Origin of the sequence: Kribbella sp. NBC_00382, from assembly GCF_036067295.1 — a bacterium.
In the GTDB taxonomy this organism is placed as follows: domain Bacteria; phylum Actinomycetota; class Actinomycetes; order Propionibacteriales; family Kribbellaceae; genus Kribbella.
Window position 1 is genome coordinate 3,846,355 of sequence record NZ_CP107954.1, and the last position, 17,167, is coordinate 3,863,521.

The window sequence follows — 17,167 nt, forward strand, 5'->3', positions numbered from 1 at the left end:
TTACCCGGGGTACAGGAGTCGCATGGGGATCATGGATCGGGCCAAGGCAGTGTGGGCACGCTTCGGCCGGACGCAGTTGTGGCGCGCCTGGAAGCGGTACGGCGATCGGCGTGGCAACCGGTTGGCCGGGGCAACGAGTTTCTTCGGCTTCCTGTCGATGTTCCCGCTGATCGTGCTGGCGGCGGCGGTGACCGGCAAGCTGCTGAACAAGGACGCCGTCACCCGGCTGAAGGACGGGCTCAAGACGAACCTGCCCGGGATCGGCGACAAGATCGACCTGGACTCGCTGATCAACAACGCCGGCACGATCGGCCTGATCTCGGCCGCCTCGCTGCTGCTCACCGGTCTCGGCTGGATCGACTCCCTGCGCGCCTCGATCCGCTCCATGCACGAGCTCGACGACCAGCCCGGCAACGCGATCAAGCTGAAGCTGGCGGACCTGGGGGCGCTGGTCGGACTCGGCGTGATCGGCGCCGTCGCAACCGGCGCCTCGTCGGTCCTGACCGGCCTGTCCCGCCGGATCATGGACTGGACCGGCCTGGAGGGCACCTGGTTCGCCAACTGGGGTCTCGACCTGATCAGTATCGTGGTCGGGATCGCGGCCGGCTCCGTGCTCTTCCTGTACCTCCAGACGGCGATGCCGCGGATCATCCTGCCGCGCAAGGTGGCCCTGATCGCCGCCGTGGCCGGTGGAGTGGTGTTCTACCTCGCGCAGAAGCTGGGCAACGGCTACGTCAACAACGTGATCGGCAACAACGCGGCGTACGGGACCCTGGCGCTCCCGTTGGCGCTGCTGGTCTGGATCTACCTGATGACCCGGGTGATCATGCTGATCGCCGCCTGGACCAAGGAAGCCACCCTCGACCACCGCTGGCACACCGGCGAGGCCGAGGAAGCGGCCCGAGCCGCCATGCCCTTCGAAACCGAAGCCAGTACGCCGTACGCAACCGCAGCCCGCACTGCTGACCCCGACGGCCTCCTCCCCGGTCCACCCGGCAAGAAGTACAAGGTCGTCCCCATCCCAGCCCGCAAGGCCGACACGGTCGCAGTAGCCGCCGGCGCCGTCCTAGGCGTCACCGCCACAGCCATAGCCGTCCAGCTAGCCAGAGCGACCCGCTCCCTCAAGCGCTAGTGCCGTCTGGCCTTCGCTGCAGCCTTCGCCCTGGCCCTGAGGGCCTTGGGGCGGCGGAGGAAGAGGGGGAGCAGCAGGATGGGCGGGGCCGCGTAGGCCCAGACGGGGACCTTGTAGGCGATCGACTGGGCTATCTCGGCTGCTACCAGGGTGGCGCGGGTGCGCCGGGGTGGGAGGGCTGAGGCCTTCTTGGAGGTGTTCGGGCCCGGGCCCTCGGCCGTCTTGGGTGGCGCGGCGGCGACCGGCTTGACCAGGGTGCCGACCGGCGACAGGGCGGAGTACGACTTGAAGGCCCAGTCGAGCAGGTTGCTGGCGTCCTGGGTGATGCCGTGCGGCGCGTTCATCATCGTGACGACCAGCGTGTGGCCGTTCCGCCGGGCCGCGCCGACGAACGTGTTCCGGGCCAGCGTCGTGTAGCCGGTCTTCACACCCAGCGCGCCGTCGTAGTTGAACAGCAGCTTGTTCTGGTTCGCGACCTGGTAGCTGCCGCCCTTCTTCGCCAGCGGGAAGGTCGTGTACTTCGTCGACGCATACTTCGCGAAGTCCGGCCGAGCGAGCCCCGCCTGGGCGAACAGCGCCAGGTCGTACGCGCTCGAGTACTGCCCATCCGCGTCCAGCCCGGTCGGGTCGGTCACATGCGTGTCCAGCGCCCCGATCTCGGCGGCCTTCTTGTTCATCCGCTGGATCGTCCCCGGTACGCCGCCCTCGTCGTGAGACACCAACGCGTGGACCGCGTCGTTGCCGGACGCCAGGAACATCCCCTGGAACAGCAGATCGACCGAATAGCGGAGTCCGGGGTAGACCCCGACCTTGCTCCCGATGATGCCGGCGTCCTCGTCGCTGCCGATCACCTGGTCGCTCTTGTTGAGCCGCGGGAGCAGTACCAGCGCGGTGAGCGTCTTGAGCGTGCTGGCCGGCCGGAGCTTGGCGTGCGGCGCCTTGGCGGCCAATACGTCGCCGGTGTCCACATCGGCGATCACGTACGCCGACGCCTGCACGGCCGGCGGCGTCGCCCCATCGGCGACCACCGTCGGCTCCGTGGTCAGCTGGTCGCCGCCGACCGGGGTGTTGAGACCCTGGCCGGCGGCGTTCGCAGCAAGAGGACCGGCCACCGCGAGAGCCGTGGAGGCTACCGCGGTGGCCCAGGCCGTCAGGAGGACACGCATCGGCGGCACTCTAGACGCCCGATGGGGCATGAGTCACGCGCGGTAGGCAGTCCAGGCGTTGCTGATCCGGGTGCTCTGGCCCGGAGTGAACTGGTTGTAGCAGGAGTCGTAGGAGTAGTCCATGTAGTTGTGGATCGGGTCCAGGCCGGACAGTGAGCAGGAGTCGCGGCCGGTCGGGCAGCCGGAGCTGGCGCTGCTCTGGGCGGGCGTGTCGGACACCGAGTCGTTCGTGCTCGTGCAACCACCCTGGAAGGTGTGGTACAGCCCGAACCAGTGGCCGGCCTCGTGCGAGGCGGTCTTGCCGAGGTTGAAGTTGGTCGCCGAACCACCGGGCAGCGAGCTGTACTGCACCCGGATGCCGTCGATCGACGGGTTGCTCGCGTAGTCCCACGGGAAGGTCGCGATCCCGAGGTAGGAGAAGTCGACCAGCCAGATGTTGAGCGCGTTCTTGCCACCCTTGCGGGTCTGCGCCCGGTACGTCGTGCTCTGGCCGTCGGTGTGCCAGGTGTTGTTGTTGAACCGGTCCGTACCGGCCAGGTAGAACGTGAACCCGGTGTTCGCCGCGGCCGACGACTCGCCACCGGCGAAGTCCTGGTTCAGCTCGGCGATCTGCTGGTTGATCTGGGTCGCGGTGACGTCGCCGGCACCGGTGCTGCTGCGCATCACGTGGATGTAGACCGGCACGCTGGCGGCGGCGAGCTTGCCGGCCTTCGGCGCGAGGCCACGGGCCTGCTTGGCGGCGACCAGCTGTGCGGTCTTCGCGTCGATCGCCTTCTGCTCGGCGGCCGACAGTTCACGGGTGTCGGCGCCGAAGCCGCCACGCGCGGACGGCCCGGCGGCCGGCTGGAAACACGGGTTGGTCAACTGGTCCGCCGGCAGCTTCGCGGTGGCCTGGCCACCGAGCGGGCTGAAGGCGAGTGCGGTACCGGCCAGCATCACGGCCAGTACGCGGGGGCGGGTGATGAGAGATCGCATAGAAGCGCTCCTCGGATCATGGGCCGCGGGGCGGGCGGCCGGATCAGCCGATTTTGAGTGTCATCCCGCGAACTGAGAAGCCGTTCCCTGTCAGATAGGTGTCACGGCAGTACTGCGCCGGTACGCCGCCGCGCGCACCGACATTGACATTGGCGGCCGGGCTTGCGTCAATGGACTGACAGCAGACCAATAGAACCCGTCGGGAGTGACCGTGAGCTCTAGGAACGGCAAGTTGACCGTGCAGGAACTCCGGGACCAGGTCGGAGCCGGCCGGATCGATACCGTGCTGGTCGCGATCACCGACATGCAGGGACGGCTGCAGGGTAAGCGCTGTGGCGCCCGGTACTTCGTCGAAGAGGTGCTCGCGCACGGTACCGAGGGCTGCAACTACCTGCTGGCCGTGGACGTCGACATGAACACCGTCGACGGCTACGAGATGTCGTCGTGGGAGCGCGGCTACGGCGACCTGCTGATGGCGCCCGATCTCGACACCCTGCGGCTGCTGCCCTGGCTCGAAGGCACCGCGCTGGTGCTGTGTGACGTCCAGTGGCTCGACAAGACTCCGATGCCCGCGTCGCCGCGGCAGATCCTGAAGAAGCAGCTCGACCGGCTCGCCCAGCGCGGCCTCAAGGCGTACGTCGGCACCGAACTCGAGTTCATCGTCTTCAACGACACCTTCGAGCAGGCCTGGACCAGGACCTACAAGGACCTCGACCCGGCCAACCAGTACAACGTCGACTACTCCCTGCTCGGCACCGCCCGGATCGAGCCGCTGCTACGCGACATCCGCATCTCGATGGAGGGCGCCGGCCTGTACGTCGAATCCGCCAAGGGCGAGTGCAACCTCGGCCAGCACGAGATCGCCTTCCGGTACGACGAGGCGCTGGCGACCTGCGACAACCACTCGATCTACAAGAGCGGCGCCAAGGAGATCGCGGTCAAACACGGCAAGAGCCTGACCTTCATGGCGAAGTTCGACGAGCGCGAGGGCAACTCCTGCCACATCCACCTGAGCTTCCGCAGCGACGACGGTACTGCGGTCCTCGCGGGCGACAACGAGTACGGCTTCTCCGATCTGATGGAGCAGTTCATCGCCGGCCAGCTCGCGTGCCTGGAGGAGTTCACTTATCTCCTCGCGCCGAACATCAACTCTTACAAGCGGTTCGTGGCCGGCAGTTTCGCGCCGACCGCCGTGGCCTGGGGCATCGACAACCGCACCTGCTCGCTGCGGGTGGTCGGCCACGGCGAGTCCTTACGCGTGGAGAACCGCCTGCCAGGTGGCGATGTGAACCCGTACCTCGCCGTCGCGGCCCTGATCGCGGCCGGCCTGCACGGCATCGAGAACGAACTCGAGATGGAGCCGATGCTGGAGGGCAACGCCTACACCTCCGACAAGCCGCACGTACCGACGACGCTGCGCGAGGCGGCCGCCCTCTTCGGCGGCTCGAAGATCGCCCGCGAAGCCTTCGGCGACGAGGTCGTCGACCACTACCTGAACGCCGCCCGGGTCGAGCTGGATGCCTACGACGCGGCGGTGACCGACTGGGAGCGGATCCGTGGCTTCGAACGACTCTGACCGGCCGCGGATCGGCATCACCACCTACCTCGAGCCGATCATCTGGGGAGTCTGGCACCGCGACGCCGCTCTGTTGCCACGCGTCTACCTCGACTCGGTGGTCGCGGCGGGCGGCGTACCGATCCTGCTCCCACCCGTCGGTACGGACCCGTCGATCCTCGACATCCTCGACGGCCTGATCATCGCGGGCGGCTGCGACGTCGATCCTGCCTCGTACGACGCTGCGCCACACCCCGAGACCGTCGACACTCGGCCCGGCCGTGACGAGCATGAGTCGATCCTGATCAAGGCGGCCCTCGACGCGAACCTCCCGCTGCTCGCGATCTGCCGCGGACTGCAGATGCTCAACGTAACGCTCGGCGGCACCCTGGAGCAGCATCTGCCCGATGCGGTAGCCCACGACGAGCACCGGCCCTCACCCGCGATCTTCGGCCGTACCGACGTCAAGGTCGAGCCGGACACCAAGCTGGCAAGCCTTTTCGGCGACCGCACGACCGTGCACTGCTACCACCACCAAGCGCTCGACGTCGTCGCTGATGCCCTCCGCGTCACCGCCCGGTCCGGTGACGGCACGGTCGAGGCCGCCGAGGTCGACGGCAAGGATTTCGCGCTCGGGGTCCAGTGGCATCCCGAGGAGAACCCCGAAGACCTGCGGCTGTTCGCCGCACTCGTTGCTGAAGGCAAGAAAAGGAGTACGCGCCGGTGACGCACGACGTGATCAACCCCGCGACCGAGAAGGTCGTCCGCAGCATCGAGCTCGCCTCGGTCGAGGACACCGACGCCGCGATCGCCCGGGCCGCTGAGGCGTTCACCACCTGGCGTGCGGTGGCGCCCGCCGATCGGGGCCGGTTGCTGCGCAGGTTCGCCGACGCGGTCGATGCGGATCTGGAGAACCTTGCCGCGTTGGAGGTTGAGAACGCGGGGCACACGATCAGCAACGCTCGCTGGGAAGCCGGCAATGTGCGGGACGTGCTCAACTACTACAGCGCGGCACCCGAGCGACTGTTCGGCAAGCAGATTCCCGTTGCCGGGGGCATCGATCTCACCTTCCACGAGCCGCTCGGTGTGGTCGGCATCATCGTGCCGTGGAACTTCCCGATGCCGATCGCGGGCTGGGGTTTCGCGCCCGCGCTGGCGGCCGGCAACACCGTCGTGCTCAAGCCGGCCGAGCTGACGCCGTTGACTGCCGTGCGCATCGGTGAGCTGGCGTTGGAGGCGGGGCTGCCGCCGGGAGTGCTGGAGATCGTCCCCGGCGCCGGAACAGTGGTCGGCCAGCGGTTCGTCACACACCCGGCGGTACGCAAGGTCGTCTTCACCGGATCGACCGGGGTCGGCAAGCAGATCATGGCCGGCTGCGCCGAGCAGGTGAAGCGCGTGACGCTCGAGCTCGGCGGCAAGTCGGCCAACATCGTCTTCGCCGACTCGGATCTGGAGAAGGCGGCCGCGCAGGCGCCGTACGGGGTGTTCGACAACGCGGGGCAGGACTGTTGCGCGCGGTCGCGGATCCTGGTCGAGCGGAAGGCGTACGACCGCTTCATGGAGCTGCTCGAGCCTGCTGTGAAGGGTGTTCGGGTTGGGGATCCGGGCGATCCCCAGACGGAGATGGGCCCGTTGATTTCCGCGCGGCAGGTGGAACGCGTCGCTGGGTACGTGGCTGACGAGGCGACGGTTGCCTTTCGCGGTACTGCGCCTGCAGGGCCGGGGTACTGGTTCCCGCCGACCGTGCTCGCGCCGGTCGACCCGAGCGATCGGGCGGCCCGGGAGGAGATCTTCGGGCCGGTCGTCGCGGTGATCCCGTTCGAGGACGAGGCCGATGCGGTCCGGATCGCCAACGACTCGGAGTACGGGCTGTCCGGGTCGATCTGGACCCGGGACGTCGGCCGGGCGCTGCGGGTCGGGCGCGGGGTCGAGGCGGGCAACCTGTCGGTCAACTCGCACTCGTCGGTGCGCTACTCCACGCCGTTCGGCGGCTACAAGCAATCCGGGCTCGGTCGCGAGCTCGGGCCGGACGCGCTGGACGCGTTCACCGAGACCAAGAACATCTTCATCAGCACGGAGGACTGAATGGACGTCAAGGCAAACAGGCTGGAGGACCGGGTCGCGGTCGTCACCGGCGGCGCGAGCGGGATCGGCCTGGCCTCGGTACGCCGGCTGGCCGCCGAGGGCGCCAAGGTGGTGGTCGGCGACGTCGATCCCGCGGCCGGCAAGGCGACCGCGGACGAAGTCGGCGGCTTGTACGTGCAGACCGATGTCACCAGCGACACCGACGTCGAGAACCTCTTCAAGCAAGCCTTCGACATCTACGGCAGCGTCGACATCGCCTTCAACAACGCCGGCATCTCGCCCCCCGAGGACGGCTCGATCCTGGAGACCGGGCTGGAGGCGTGGCGCAAGGTGCAGGAGGTCAACCTGACCTCGGTGTACCTGTGCTGCAAGCACGTCATCCCCTACATGCAGCGTCAGGGCAAGGGCTCCATCATCAACACCGCCTCGTTCGTCGCCGTGATGGGCGCCGCCACCTCGCAGATCTCGTACTCCGCTTCGAAGGGCGGCGTACTCGCGATGAGCCGCGAACTCGGCGTCGAGTTCGCGCGCCAGGGCATCCGGGTCAATGCGCTGTGCCCCGGCCCGGTCAACACGCCATTGCTGAAGGAGCTGTTCGCCAAGGACGAGGAGCGGGCCAACCGTCGCCTGGTGCACGTACCGATGGGCCGGTTCGGTGAGCCGGAGGAGATCGCGGCCGCGGTCGCCTTCCTGGCCAGCGACGACTCGTCGTTCATCACCGCCAACACGTTCCTCGTCGACGGAGGCATCTCGGGCGCGTATGTGACTCCGCTCTAACCTTGGGCAGGACCAACGGGGAGGTGGCGCAGTGGCAACTGCGGACGAAGCGGTGTTCCGGCCGGTACGGGCCGGCAACCCGTTCGAGGAGACGGTCGAACGGTTGCTGCAGGCAATCAAACTCGGGGTGGTCGGTCCGGGGGAGCGGCTGCCTGCCGAGCGCGACCTGGCGGCCCGGCTGAACGTCAGCCGGGAGACCCTGCGCGAGGCGATCAAGGCGCTCACCGACTCCGGCTACGTCGAGTCCCGCCGCGGCCGGTATGGCGGGACCTTCGTCAATGAGCGGTTGCCGAAGGTACGGCGTACCAGCGTGAAGCAACTGACCCGCGAGCAAGGCGCCGACGTCGACGACGCACTCGTACTCCGCTCCGCGCTGGAGACAGGTGCGGCCGAAGCGGCAGCGTCACGCGACCTGACCGACGCGGAGATCGACCATCTGCGCAGCTGCCTGGCGGAGACGTCATCGGCCAAGCTGGCCGACTATCGCCGGATGGATTCGCGCCTGCACCTGGCGATCGCGGAGGTCAGTGGGTCGCCCTCGCTGACCTCTGCCACGGCTGACGTCCGGATGCGGCTGAACGAGCTGCTCGACGCGATTCCCTTGCTGGCGGTCAATCTGGAGCACTCCAACGACCAGCACGCGGCGATCGTCGAGGCGATCCTGGCCGGTGATCCGGCCGTCGCCCGGCAGGCGATGCAGGAGCACCTGTCCGGCACGGCGGCACTGTTGCGCGGCTTCCTCACCTGATTCCTTGACACCGGGTGTGGCACATGTCTCAATGGTCCCCAAAGGTCTGTCTGAAGACCATTGGGAGGCACTCGTGAGCAACGACCTGACCGACGACGAAAAACGCCTGCACCAGCTGGGCTACGCCCAGGAGCTGTCCAGAACGATGTCGGGGTTCTCGAACTTCGCCGTCTCGTTCACGATCATCTCGATCCTGTCCGGCTGCCTGACCCTGTACGGCTTCGGGATGAACACCGGCGGCCCGGTGATGATCGTCTGGGGCTGGCCGATCGTCGGGGTGATGACGCTGCTGGTCGGGCTCGCGATGGCCGAGGTCTGCTCGAGCTTCCCGACCGCGGGCGGCCTGTACTACTGGTCGGCCAAGCTCGCGCCGTCCAACGGGGCCGCCTGGTCCTGGTTCACCGGCTGGTTCAACTTCCTCGGCCAGGTCGCCGTTACCGCCGGCATCGACTTCGGCGCGGCCTTCTTCCTGAACGCGTTGCTGGACCTGCAGTTCGGCTTCAGCGCGACGCCCGGGCACACGATCCTGCTGTTCGGCTGCATCCTGCTCGTGCACGCGCTGCTGAACTCGGTCGGCGTGAAGCTGGTCGCCCGGCTCAACGACATCAGCGTCTGGTGGCACATCATCGGCGTCGTCTTCATCGTTGCGATCCTCGCCTTCGTGCCGGACCATCACCAGTCGGCCGGCTTCGTCTTCGGTCACTTCGTCAACAACACCGGCTGGGGCTCGACCTTCTACGTCGCGCTGCTCGGCCTGCTGCTCGCGCAGTACACCTTCACCGGGTACGACGCGTCCGCGCACATGACCGAGGAGACCCACGACGCCGCCCGTTCCGGCCCGCGCGGCATCGTGATGTCGATCCTGGTCTCGCTGGTGGCCGGCTGGGTGCTGCTGATCGGCCTGACGTTCGCGATCCAGAGCTACGACGGCGCGCTCGGCAGCGATACCGGCGTACCGCCCGCGCAGATCTTCATCGACGCGGTCGGCGCCTCGCTCGGCAAGATCCTGCTGCTCGTCGTGGTCGGCGCCCAGCTGTTCTGCGGGATGTCGTCGATGACGGCCAACTCGCGGATGATCTACGCCTTCTCCCGCGACGGCGCGCTGCCGGCCTCGTCGTTCTGGCACAAGATCAACCCGAAGACCCGGACGCCCACCAACGCGATCTGGCTGGCCGGCGGCGGCGCCTTCCTGCTCGGCCTGCCGTACCTGTGGAACGCGACGGCGTACGCCGCGGTCACCTCGATCGCGGTCATCGGGCTCTACATCGCCTACGTGATGCCGACCTTCCTGCGGTTGCTGCAGGGCGATCGGTTCGAGCCCGGGCCGTGGCACCTGGGCCGCTGGAGCCGGCCGATCGGCATCATCGCGGTCGCCTGGGTCATCTTCATCACGATCCTGTTCATGCTCCCGACGGTCAGCCCGGTCGCCAAGGGCAACTTCAACTACACCCCGATCGCCGTCCTGGTCGTCCTCGGCTTCGCCGGCATCTGGTGGCTGGTCTCGGCCCGCAAGTGGTTCACCGGCCCCAAGGTCCAGGGCTCCGAAGAGGAGCTGGCCGCCATCGAACGCGACCTCGAATCGATCTGACCACCAGCTGATCGCCGCCCGGTTCCCCAAGGGAGCCGGGCGGCTGGCGTGTCGGGGGTGACGGGGGTGTGTCGGGGCACTGGTGTGCCAGGGCGTTTTTTCGGTGAGTTTTGCCCGACACGCCGGGGAAGTGCGCAAGAGTGTGCTGAAATCGTCGATGAACAGCCAGGTGACGAGCTGATGGCCGGGCGTTCTCCATATGTGACACTCGCCGTGTCCATTGGCACTCGACTGTGATGTCGGCGAATGTAATCCTTCGGGGAGAATGTGGATCGATGACTGACGACGAGCTGGTCGGGCGCGCCGGACTGGTCGAGCGTGCGAGGAAGCAGCTCGAGACCAGTGGCAGCGTGCTGCTCTACGGCCCGACCGGGATCGGCAAGTCCGCCACCGGCCGGGCGCTGGTCGCTGAACGGGCCCGGGCCGGCTGTCGCGTGCTGAGCGCCGCCCCCTCCCAGAGCGAGGCCGGCCTCCCGTACGTCACGCTCCTCGATCTCCTCTCCAACCAGCTCGAGCTCGCCTGGCAAGTACTGCCGGACCACCTCCGCCAGCCGCTTGAGGTGGCACTGCTCAAAGCGAGCGCCCCCGACACCGTCCGCGACGAGCTGGCCGTGCGCCTCGCAGTACTGCACGTACTACGCCGCCTGGCGGCCTCCGGCCCGGTCCTCTTGGTTGTCGACGACATCCAATGGGTCGACCCGTCCAGCCTCGAGGTGCTGACCTTCTGCGCTCGCCGCCTGACCGAGGGCGTCCATATGCTCGCCACGGAGCAGGTTGCCGACGGCGACCTCCCAGTGATGGCCGAGGCCTGCCCCGAGCCGGTGCTGCAGCTAGAGGTCCCACCACTAGCCGAGCCCGACGTACTGGCGCTGCTCCGCAACAGGCTCTCCAGCCCACTCCCAGTCCGTACTGCGCGTCGCATCTTCACCGCGAGCGCCGGCAACCCGTTCATGGCGCTGGAGCTCGGCCGGGCCATCCTGCGCCACCCGCAGGGCGTCTCGCCGAACGACCCGCTCCCGGTGTCGAGCCGGCTGAAGACCCTGCTGGGAGACCGGCTCGCCGACCTCACCCCGCCGACGTACGAGCTCCTGTTGCACGCAGCGTCCTCACCGCGCCCGACGACCAGCCAGCTGGCCCAGTCACTCAGCCGCTCGGTCGACGTCGAGCTTGCCGAGGCGGAAGGGCTAGGCCTGGTCGACGTGTCGTCCGAGCGCCTGCGCTTCACCCACCCGCTGCTGCGCGAGTTCGTGTACGCCGAGGCGACCTCTGCCGCCCGGAGGCAAGCACACGCCCAGCTGGCCGCAGTGGTGGACGAGCCGGTCGAGAACGCGACTCACCGGGCACTGGCGACGCAGGAGGCCGATACCGATCTCGCTGCGACGATCGAGGCGGCCGCTGTCGTCGCGGGCGGCCGGGGTGCTCTCGGAGCTGCCGCGACGCTCTGGCGTCTCGCTGCTGAGCGCACACCGGCCGACGAGCAAGACGACCGGGCCGCACGGCTGACTAGTGCGGCAGACGCGGCCGCTGCGGCCGGGCACCTGGTCGAGTCGGCCGAGATGGCGCGGCTCGCAGTACAGGCTGCTAGTCGTCCTCACACCAAGGTGGCGGCGTTGTTGCTGCTGGTGGATGCTGCTTGGCCTGAGCGGGAGCATCGGCTCGCCCTGCTCGCGGAGGCCTTTGAGGCTGCGGTGGGTGACCCGCAGCTCGAGGCACGGGTGCGGATCCTGCGCAGCAACAGCGCGTACTTCGACCGCCGGCTCGACGACGCCCAGGCCGATGCCGAGGCGGCCGAGAGGCTCGCTCGTGAGTGCGGCGACACCGAGATCCTGGTCGAGGCGCTGAGCGCGGCCGGGAATGTCCAGATGAATCGTGGCGGCGAGCACGGCTCGGCGGATGCCCTGCTGGAACAGGCGGCTGAGCTGTCCCGCGGGCTGCCGCTGTCCATGGCCGTGGTGAATGCCCGGCAGATGGCGGCGATGCGCGAGCTGTTCGGGGGCCGGACGAGTGCGGCGATCGAGCAGATCAGCGCGCTGGTCGACGAGGTACGGGAGGCGGGCGCGGTCCGCTGGCTGGCCTCGACGCTGATCTCCGCGACGGCCATCTACGAGCGCAGTGGCCGCGGTTCCGACGCACTGGTCACCGGGCATGAGTGCTACCAGCTGATGCAGGATCTGGGCGACGAGCCTGAGGTCGGGCTGGTGGTCGCTTGCCGTGCCGAGTGGGCGGGCGGTACTGCCACGATGGCGCGGGAGCTGGCCGATGCGGCACTCGAAGGCTGCAAGCTGGTCGGCAACGAGGAGTGGACCGGTCCGGCGCTCACGGGCGTCGGCATCATCGGCGTACTGATGGGCGACCCGCAGCGCGCGGTCGAAGCCTTCGATGCGATCGCTGACCAGGGTGAGGCGGCCATGCCGTACGACCCGGCCATCATCCCGTGGCACGCGGACTATGCCGAGGCATTGGTCGCAGCGGGCCGGCTGGATGACGCGGCGGCCCTGATCGCGGAGATCCGGGAGCGGGCCGACACCCTCGACCGGTCGGTCGTGCTGGTCGGGCTGGCGCGCTCCGAGGCGCTGCTGATCGCCAAGCAGGGCGACCCGGCTGCGGCACTGGAGCTGCTGGAGAAGACGATCACGACGGCGGGGGACAACATCTACCCGCTCGACCTGGCCCGCTGCGAGCTGACCCGCGGCCGGGTGGCTCGGCAGGCTCGCCGCCGGTCGGTGGCACGGACTGCCTTCCTGGACGCGATCGAGCAGTTCGAGGCGTACGGTGCACCGGCCTGGCGTGAGGTGGCCGAGACAGAGCTTGCGCGGCTCGACGTACCGAGCCGGAGCCGGCAGCCGTCCGAGCTGACCGACAACGAGCTGCAGATCGTCGCCATGGTCCGGGACGGCTCCACCAACCGCGAGATCGCGGCGGCGCTCTACCTGAGCGTCAAGGCCGTCGAGTCCCAGCTGACCAGGCTGTACCGCCGCTTCGGCGTCGCCAACCGCACCCAACTGCTCCGCACTGTGGACCGCAACGGACACTAGTCAGGTGAAGCTCGAACGCAAGCATGCTCTGGTCCTGATCGGTATCGCCGTCTGGAACGTCGTCACCTACGTGACGTTCATCAAGAACCTGGCCGGCACGGAAGGCCGGCCGAAGGGGTACTACATCGCGCACACCGTGCTGATCGTGGTGAACCTGGTGATCGCGGCCGTGCTCGGCAAGTGGGGCGTGCAGGCGCTCAAGAGCGCGCGAACTGCGAAGGGCTGATCCCCAGCATTTTGCGGAAGTGCCGGTTCAGGTGCGACTGGTCGTAGAACCCGGCCAGTACGGCGACCTCCGCGGCCGGGCGGCCCTCGAGTAGGTAGCGCCTGGCCAGTTCCACCCGCCGCCCGGTCAGGTAGCGATGCGGCGGCATCCCGTACTCCCGGCTGAACGCGCGGACCAGGTGCGCCGGGTGCGCGTGCACCAGCTTCGACGCCTCGTCGAGGCTGATCCCGCTGGGCAGGTGCCCGTCGAGCACCTCACGCAGCTTGGTGGCGACGCCTGCGTCCCGACGGCCCGGCGGGTCGACAACCTGCTGGCGCAGGTGCTGTTGCAGGCGCTCCTCGATCAGGGTGAGTCTGCTCTGCGCCTCCAGGTCTTCGCGGCCGTCGACCAGCACGCCGTGGAGCTGGTGGAGGCGGTGCCGGAGTACGGGATCGACGTACTCCGGGGTGTCGACCGCTGCGCCGACCAGGCCGGCTCCGCCGAGGCGATCCGGGTCCAGGTAGAGCACCCGCTTGCGGAAGCCCTCCGGACGTACCGACCGGCCGTCGTGGGGGACGTTGGGTGGCAGCAGTGAGACCTGCGCCTGCGCCAGCCCGTGCTCGCGGTGATCCAGGTCGTACCGGACCGCGCCCTCGTCGACGATCAGCACGGTCCAGGCGTCGTGCGTGTGGCTCGGGTACGCGTGCGACGGGAAGTAGGCGTGCAGTACCTCGACGACGCCGTCCATCGAGGGTCGCCAGGCCTTCACCTGCGCACCACTGCTCACGCCGTCCAACATACGCTCGGGGTATGAAGGTCTACGTCAGCGCGGACATGGAAGGCATCACCGGGCTCGTCGACGCCGAGGACGTGCAGCCCGGTGGGCGCGACTACGAACGCGGCCGGGTGATGATGACCGAGGACGTCAATGCGGCCGTTCGCGGGGCCTTCGCGGGCGGGGCGTCCTCTGTCCTGGTCAACGACGCCCACGGCCCGATGCGCAACCTGCTGCCGGACCAGCTCGACCCCCGGGTCACGCTCATCAAGGGCCGGCCGAAGCCGATGGGGATGATCGAGGGGCTGACCCCGGAGTACGACGCCGTCGTCTGCGTCGGCTTCCATGCGCGAGCGGGCATCCTCGGGGTGCTCAGCCACAGCTTCATGGGCCACGAGATCGAGGACATCTGGCTCGACGATCGCCCGGTCGGCGAGATCGGGTTGCTGCACGCGACGGCCGCCGCGTACGGCGTACCGGTGGCCCTCCTCACCGGCGACGACAGCGCCTGCGCCGAAATGACCGAGTGGGACTCATCGGTGGCAACCGTCCCGGTGAAGTACGCCAAAGACCGCTTCGCCGCCCAACTGGTCCCAGTCGCCGAGGCCCGCGCCGCCATCGAGGCTGGCGTAGAGGCTGCTATCCGCACCCCTCGGACGACCCCCACGGTAAGCCGTAGCGCCCACCGCCTGGCCGTCCGCTGGCAGAACGCCTCCGTCGCCTCCCACCTGCCGGCCATCCCCGGCGTCACCCGCACCGACGACCGCACAGTCCTCGTCGAGGCCCCGATGCCCGACCTCTACCGCCTCTTCAACCTCTTCCTCCGCGTCGCCACCGCAATCACCACCAACCCGCCGTACTGCTGACAGCTCCCGGTTAAAAACCTACAAGACCCCGGCCGCCCGTCGCAGGCAGATTTGAGCCTGTGGACAACGAACCGATCAGATTCGACACCAAGCTGGCCGTCCTGCTCCGCGACGACCTCCCCACCTGGCAACGCCTGAACGTCACCGCGTTCCTCGTCAGCGGCATCGCCGCGACCAACCCCGAGTTGGTGGGCGAGCCCTACGAAGACGCCGACGGGACCCAGTACCTGCCGATGTTCCGGCAACCCGTGCTGGTCTTCGAGGGCACCAAAGAGCTGATGTCGACCGCTCACCAGCGCGCCCTCAGCCGCGGCCTCACCATCTCCGTCTTCACCCAGGATTTGTTTGCCACCGGCAACGACCGCGACAACCGCGCCGCGGTCAAGGCGGTCCAGCAGAGCCAGCTCGACCTCGTCGGCCTGGCCCTGCACGGCCCTAAGAACGCCGTCGACAAGATCCTCAAGGGCGCCCGCATGCACCCCTAGCGTGGCTCGAACCTCTTCCAGGTCGTGCCGTCGTCGGTGCTGGTGAAGACCGAGTTCGTATCGCCCGGCGAGGGACGGATGACGCCGTAGAGCACGCCATCGCCGCGGATCAACTCGTCGAGGTTGCGGGGCGCCTGCCCGACCACCTCGCCGTCCGGCAGGAACAGCTTGGCGGAGGTCTTTCCGGACAGCGGCTCGAGCAGCAGGACGCGGCCGTCGTCGAACACGACCGGGCCTCTGACCAGGTACCGATCCGCGGTGCCGACCGTCGTCCAGGTCCGGCCGCGATCGGTCGACCGCCTCAACGGCGTCGGCCCGTTGGCTTCCTCCGGGGCCACTGACTGGGTGACGACGGTGTTGCCGTCCGGGCTGACCCACACCCCGGCGGCCGGGTTGTGGGCATCCACCAACACCTTGCTCCACGTGCCGCCACCGTCGTCGGTCCAGAGGACGTAGCTCGCCGCACCCGACATGCCCACCAGCCACCACCGGCCGGTGCTGTCCCGGACCGGCGACATGGCGAAGCTCGCGTCCGAGATGTCGAGTACGCGCAGGGTCTTCTCGTCCGGGTTCAGGATCAGCAGTGTGTTCTTCCTGGTGGCGTCGACGGTGAGGATCTCGTTCGTGCCGAACGTCGTGGTCGAGGCCGCCCAGTGCAGCGGTTCCTTGATCTCGCCCTGCTCGGTAAGCCGGACCATCAGTGTCCTGGGCCAGCTCGGGTCGTCCTTGCTGAACGGGTCTCCCGACGGCCCGAGCAACGCGATCGTCTCGTCGCCGGTTCGCAGTACGGAGTACGGCCGCTCCTGAACCGGCGCGGTTGCCCGGACCCCGTCGCGACTGAGCACGGCCGTGTAGGTCGGCTTTCCGGCGTAGCTGGAGCTCCATGTGGCTACCCAGCGAGTGGCGGTCGCGAAGGTGACGTCGTCTCTCAGCGCGTCGGCCCCGCGGAGCAGATCCTCGGCCGCTCGGTCGACGACCACCGGCCTCGGCGTGGTGGCGGCCGGCGGCGGCTTCTCGGTGCCGGTCAGGTCGCCGAGGGGGAGGACGGCGGCCAGTACGGCGATCGTCACCGCGATGACGACGCCTGCGCCCGCCAGCGCCTGCCGACGCCGGCGGCGGCGTACCCCGCGGCGCTCGAGCGCTTCGAAAGGCAGCGGCTCGGTCGCCTGCTGGACTTCCCAGGACAGATCCTTCAGCTCAGACATGGTCGACCTCCTCGGCGTCGTCGGCGAACTCGTGGACCAGCGGGGCCAGCCGGGCTCTGCCGCGGGACAGCCGGGCTTTGATAGTGCCTTCGGCGACGCCGAGCTGGGCCGCGATCTCCCGGATCGGGAGGTCGGCGATGTGGTGCAGCGTGATCGCTTCGCGCATCTCGTACGGGAGCTGTCGCAGCGCCTCGACCAGGGCGACCCGGTCGGCGGACAGGCCGGCGGTGGTCGTCGGTGCCAGGGCCTGCCGCGAGATCAGGCCGTGGAAGCGGGTGGCACGGCGGTAGCGGCTGCGCAGTACGTTCAAAGCGACCGTACGCAGCCACGCCTCCGGGTTGTCGACCTGAGCAAACCGCCGCGGCTTCTCGACCGCCTTGACGAACGCCTCCTGGACGGCGTCCTCGGCCTCACCGCGGTTGCCGCAGATCGCGAACAGCTGCCCGACCAGGCGCCGGTAACACCCCTCGTACAGCTCCCGGACCGATTCGTCCTCAGCCATCCCGTTCCCCAGCCATCCCACTCCCCAGGTTCGTCGCTTTCCCTCAACGACTCCTGGCGAGTGGGTTC

Annotated in this window: 16 protein-coding genes; 11 read left to right on the forward strand and 5 right to left on the reverse strand. The window is 68.6% G+C overall.

What is annotated here, in order from left to right:
* Window positions 1-22 precede the first annotated feature (22 nt).
* Window positions 23-1,132, forward strand: a complete 1,110-nt coding sequence (locus OHA70_RS18840) for a YihY/virulence factor BrkB family protein (RefSeq protein ID WP_328334322.1) — start codon at window positions 23-25, stop codon at window positions 1,130-1,132.
* Here the strand turns inward: OHA70_RS18840 and OHA70_RS18845 are convergent.
* Window positions 1,129-2,298, reverse strand: a complete 1,170-nt coding sequence (locus OHA70_RS18845) for a D-alanyl-D-alanine carboxypeptidase family protein (protein WP_328334324.1) — start codon at window positions 2,296-2,298, stop codon at window positions 1,129-1,131. The two genes, OHA70_RS18840 and OHA70_RS18845, sit on opposite strands and share 4 nt — an antisense overlap.
* A gap of 33 nt (window positions 2,299-2,331) precedes the next feature.
* Window positions 2,332-3,273 (reverse strand): zinc metalloprotease, encoded by a 942-nt coding sequence (locus OHA70_RS18850; protein WP_328334326.1) that lies wholly within the window; start codon window positions 3,271-3,273, stop codon window positions 2,332-2,334.
* A 211-nt stretch (window positions 3,274-3,484) separates the two neighbouring features.
* Between OHA70_RS18850 and OHA70_RS18855 the strand changes: the two genes are divergently transcribed.
* From OHA70_RS18855 to OHA70_RS18890, 8 genes are all read left to right on the forward strand, one after another.
* A complete protein-coding gene (locus OHA70_RS18855; protein ID WP_328334327.1) occupies window positions 3,485-4,849 on the forward strand; it encodes a glutamine synthetase family protein in 1,365 nt (454 codons plus the stop codon).
* Window positions 4,830-5,555, forward strand: coding sequence for a gamma-glutamyl-gamma-aminobutyrate hydrolase family protein (locus OHA70_RS18860; RefSeq protein ID WP_328334329.1), 726 nt, complete (start codon window positions 4,830-4,832; stop codon window positions 5,553-5,555). The genes OHA70_RS18855 and OHA70_RS18860 overlap by 20 nt, the downstream gene beginning before the upstream one ends.
* Window positions 5,552-6,913: an aldehyde dehydrogenase family protein gene (locus OHA70_RS18865; protein WP_328334331.1), complete on the forward strand. Its 1,362-nt coding sequence runs from the start codon at window positions 5,552-5,554 to the stop codon at window positions 6,911-6,913. Before OHA70_RS18860 ends, OHA70_RS18865 begins: the two co-directional genes overlap by 4 nt.
* Complete coding sequence (locus OHA70_RS18870) at window positions 6,914-7,690, forward strand: 3-oxoacyl-ACP reductase (protein WP_328334333.1); 777 nt, start codon at window positions 6,914-6,916, stop codon at window positions 7,688-7,690.
* Between the two features lie 31 nt (window positions 7,691-7,721).
* Window positions 7,722-8,438, forward strand: coding sequence for a FadR/GntR family transcriptional regulator (locus tag OHA70_RS18875; protein ID WP_328334335.1), 717 nt, complete (start codon window positions 7,722-7,724; stop codon window positions 8,436-8,438).
* 73 nt (window positions 8,439-8,511) lie between these two features.
* The gene (locus tag OHA70_RS18880) at window positions 8,512-10,026 is read left to right on the forward strand and encodes an amino acid permease (RefSeq protein WP_328334337.1); all 1,515 of its coding nucleotides are present in this window, start codon (window positions 8,512-8,514) and stop codon (window positions 10,024-10,026) included.
* A 275-nt stretch (window positions 10,027-10,301) separates the two neighbouring features.
* The gene (locus OHA70_RS18885; protein ID WP_328334339.1) at window positions 10,302-13,061 is read left to right on the forward strand and encodes an AAA family ATPase; all 2,760 of its coding nucleotides are present in this window, start codon (window positions 10,302-10,304) and stop codon (window positions 13,059-13,061) included.
* A gap of 4 nt (window positions 13,062-13,065) precedes the next feature.
* Entirely contained in the window at window positions 13,066-13,287 is a 222-nt protein-coding gene (locus tag OHA70_RS18890; RefSeq protein ID WP_328334341.1) for an SCO4848 family membrane protein, read from the forward strand.
* On the opposite strand, the gene OHA70_RS18895 is transcribed toward OHA70_RS18890, so the two are convergent.
* A complete protein-coding gene (locus tag OHA70_RS18895) occupies window positions 13,259-14,053 on the reverse strand; it encodes a helix-turn-helix transcriptional regulator (protein ID WP_328334343.1) in 795 nt (264 codons plus the stop codon). The genes OHA70_RS18890 and OHA70_RS18895 overlap by 29 nt on opposite strands.
* A gap of 23 nt (window positions 14,054-14,076) precedes the next feature.
* Here OHA70_RS18895 and OHA70_RS18900 point away from each other — a divergent pair, with 23 nt between their 5' ends.
* Both OHA70_RS18900 and OHA70_RS18905 read left to right on the forward strand, forming a co-directional pair.
* Window positions 14,077-14,907, forward strand: coding sequence for a M55 family metallopeptidase (locus OHA70_RS18900; protein ID WP_328334345.1), 831 nt, complete (start codon window positions 14,077-14,079; stop codon window positions 14,905-14,907).
* Window positions 14,908-14,966: 59 nt separating this feature from the next.
* Entirely contained in the window at window positions 14,967-15,392 is a 426-nt protein-coding gene (locus OHA70_RS18905; RefSeq protein ID WP_328334347.1) for a DUF2000 domain-containing protein, read from the forward strand.
* Here the strand turns inward: OHA70_RS18905 and OHA70_RS18910 are convergent.
* Both OHA70_RS18910 and OHA70_RS18915 read right to left on the reverse strand, forming a co-directional pair.
* The gene (locus tag OHA70_RS18910) at window positions 15,389-16,597 is read right to left on the reverse strand and encodes a WD40/YVTN/BNR-like repeat-containing protein (protein ID WP_328334349.1); all 1,209 of its coding nucleotides are present in this window, start codon (window positions 16,595-16,597) and stop codon (window positions 15,389-15,391) included. The genes OHA70_RS18905 and OHA70_RS18910 overlap by 4 nt on opposite strands.
* Window positions 16,590-17,099, reverse strand: a complete 510-nt coding sequence (locus OHA70_RS18915) for an RNA polymerase sigma factor (RefSeq protein ID WP_328334351.1) — start codon at window positions 17,097-17,099, stop codon at window positions 16,590-16,592. The genes OHA70_RS18910 and OHA70_RS18915 overlap by 8 nt, the downstream gene beginning before the upstream one ends.
* Window positions 17,100-17,167 lie beyond the last annotated feature (68 nt).

Coding starts and splice junctions, on each gene's coding strand:
- OHA70_RS18885 (WP_328334339.1), top strand. CDS start 10,302: ATGACTGACGACGAGCTGGTCGGGCGCGCCGGACTGGTCGAGCGTGCG.
- OHA70_RS18870 (WP_328334333.1), top strand. CDS start 6,914: ATGGACGTCAAGGCAAACAGGCTGGAGGACCGGGTCGCGGTCGTCACC.
- OHA70_RS18845 (WP_328334324.1), bottom strand. CDS start 2,298: ATGCGTGTCCTCCTGACGGCCTGGGCCACCGCGGTAGCCTCCACGGCT.
- OHA70_RS18850 (WP_328334326.1), bottom strand. CDS start 3,273: ATGCGATCTCTCATCACCCGCCCCCGCGTACTGGCCGTGATGCTGGCC.
- OHA70_RS18910 (WP_328334349.1), bottom strand. CDS start 16,597: ATGTCTGAGCTGAAGGATCTGTCCTGGGAAGTCCAGCAGGCGACCGAG.
- OHA70_RS18915 (WP_328334351.1), bottom strand. CDS start 17,099: ATGGCTGAGGACGAATCGGTCCGGGAGCTGTACGAGGGGTGTTACCGG.
- OHA70_RS18900 (WP_328334345.1), top strand. CDS start 14,077: ATGAAGGTCTACGTCAGCGCGGACATGGAAGGCATCACCGGGCTCGTC.
- OHA70_RS18840 (WP_328334322.1), top strand. CDS start 23: ATGGGGATCATGGATCGGGCCAAGGCAGTGTGGGCACGCTTCGGCCGG.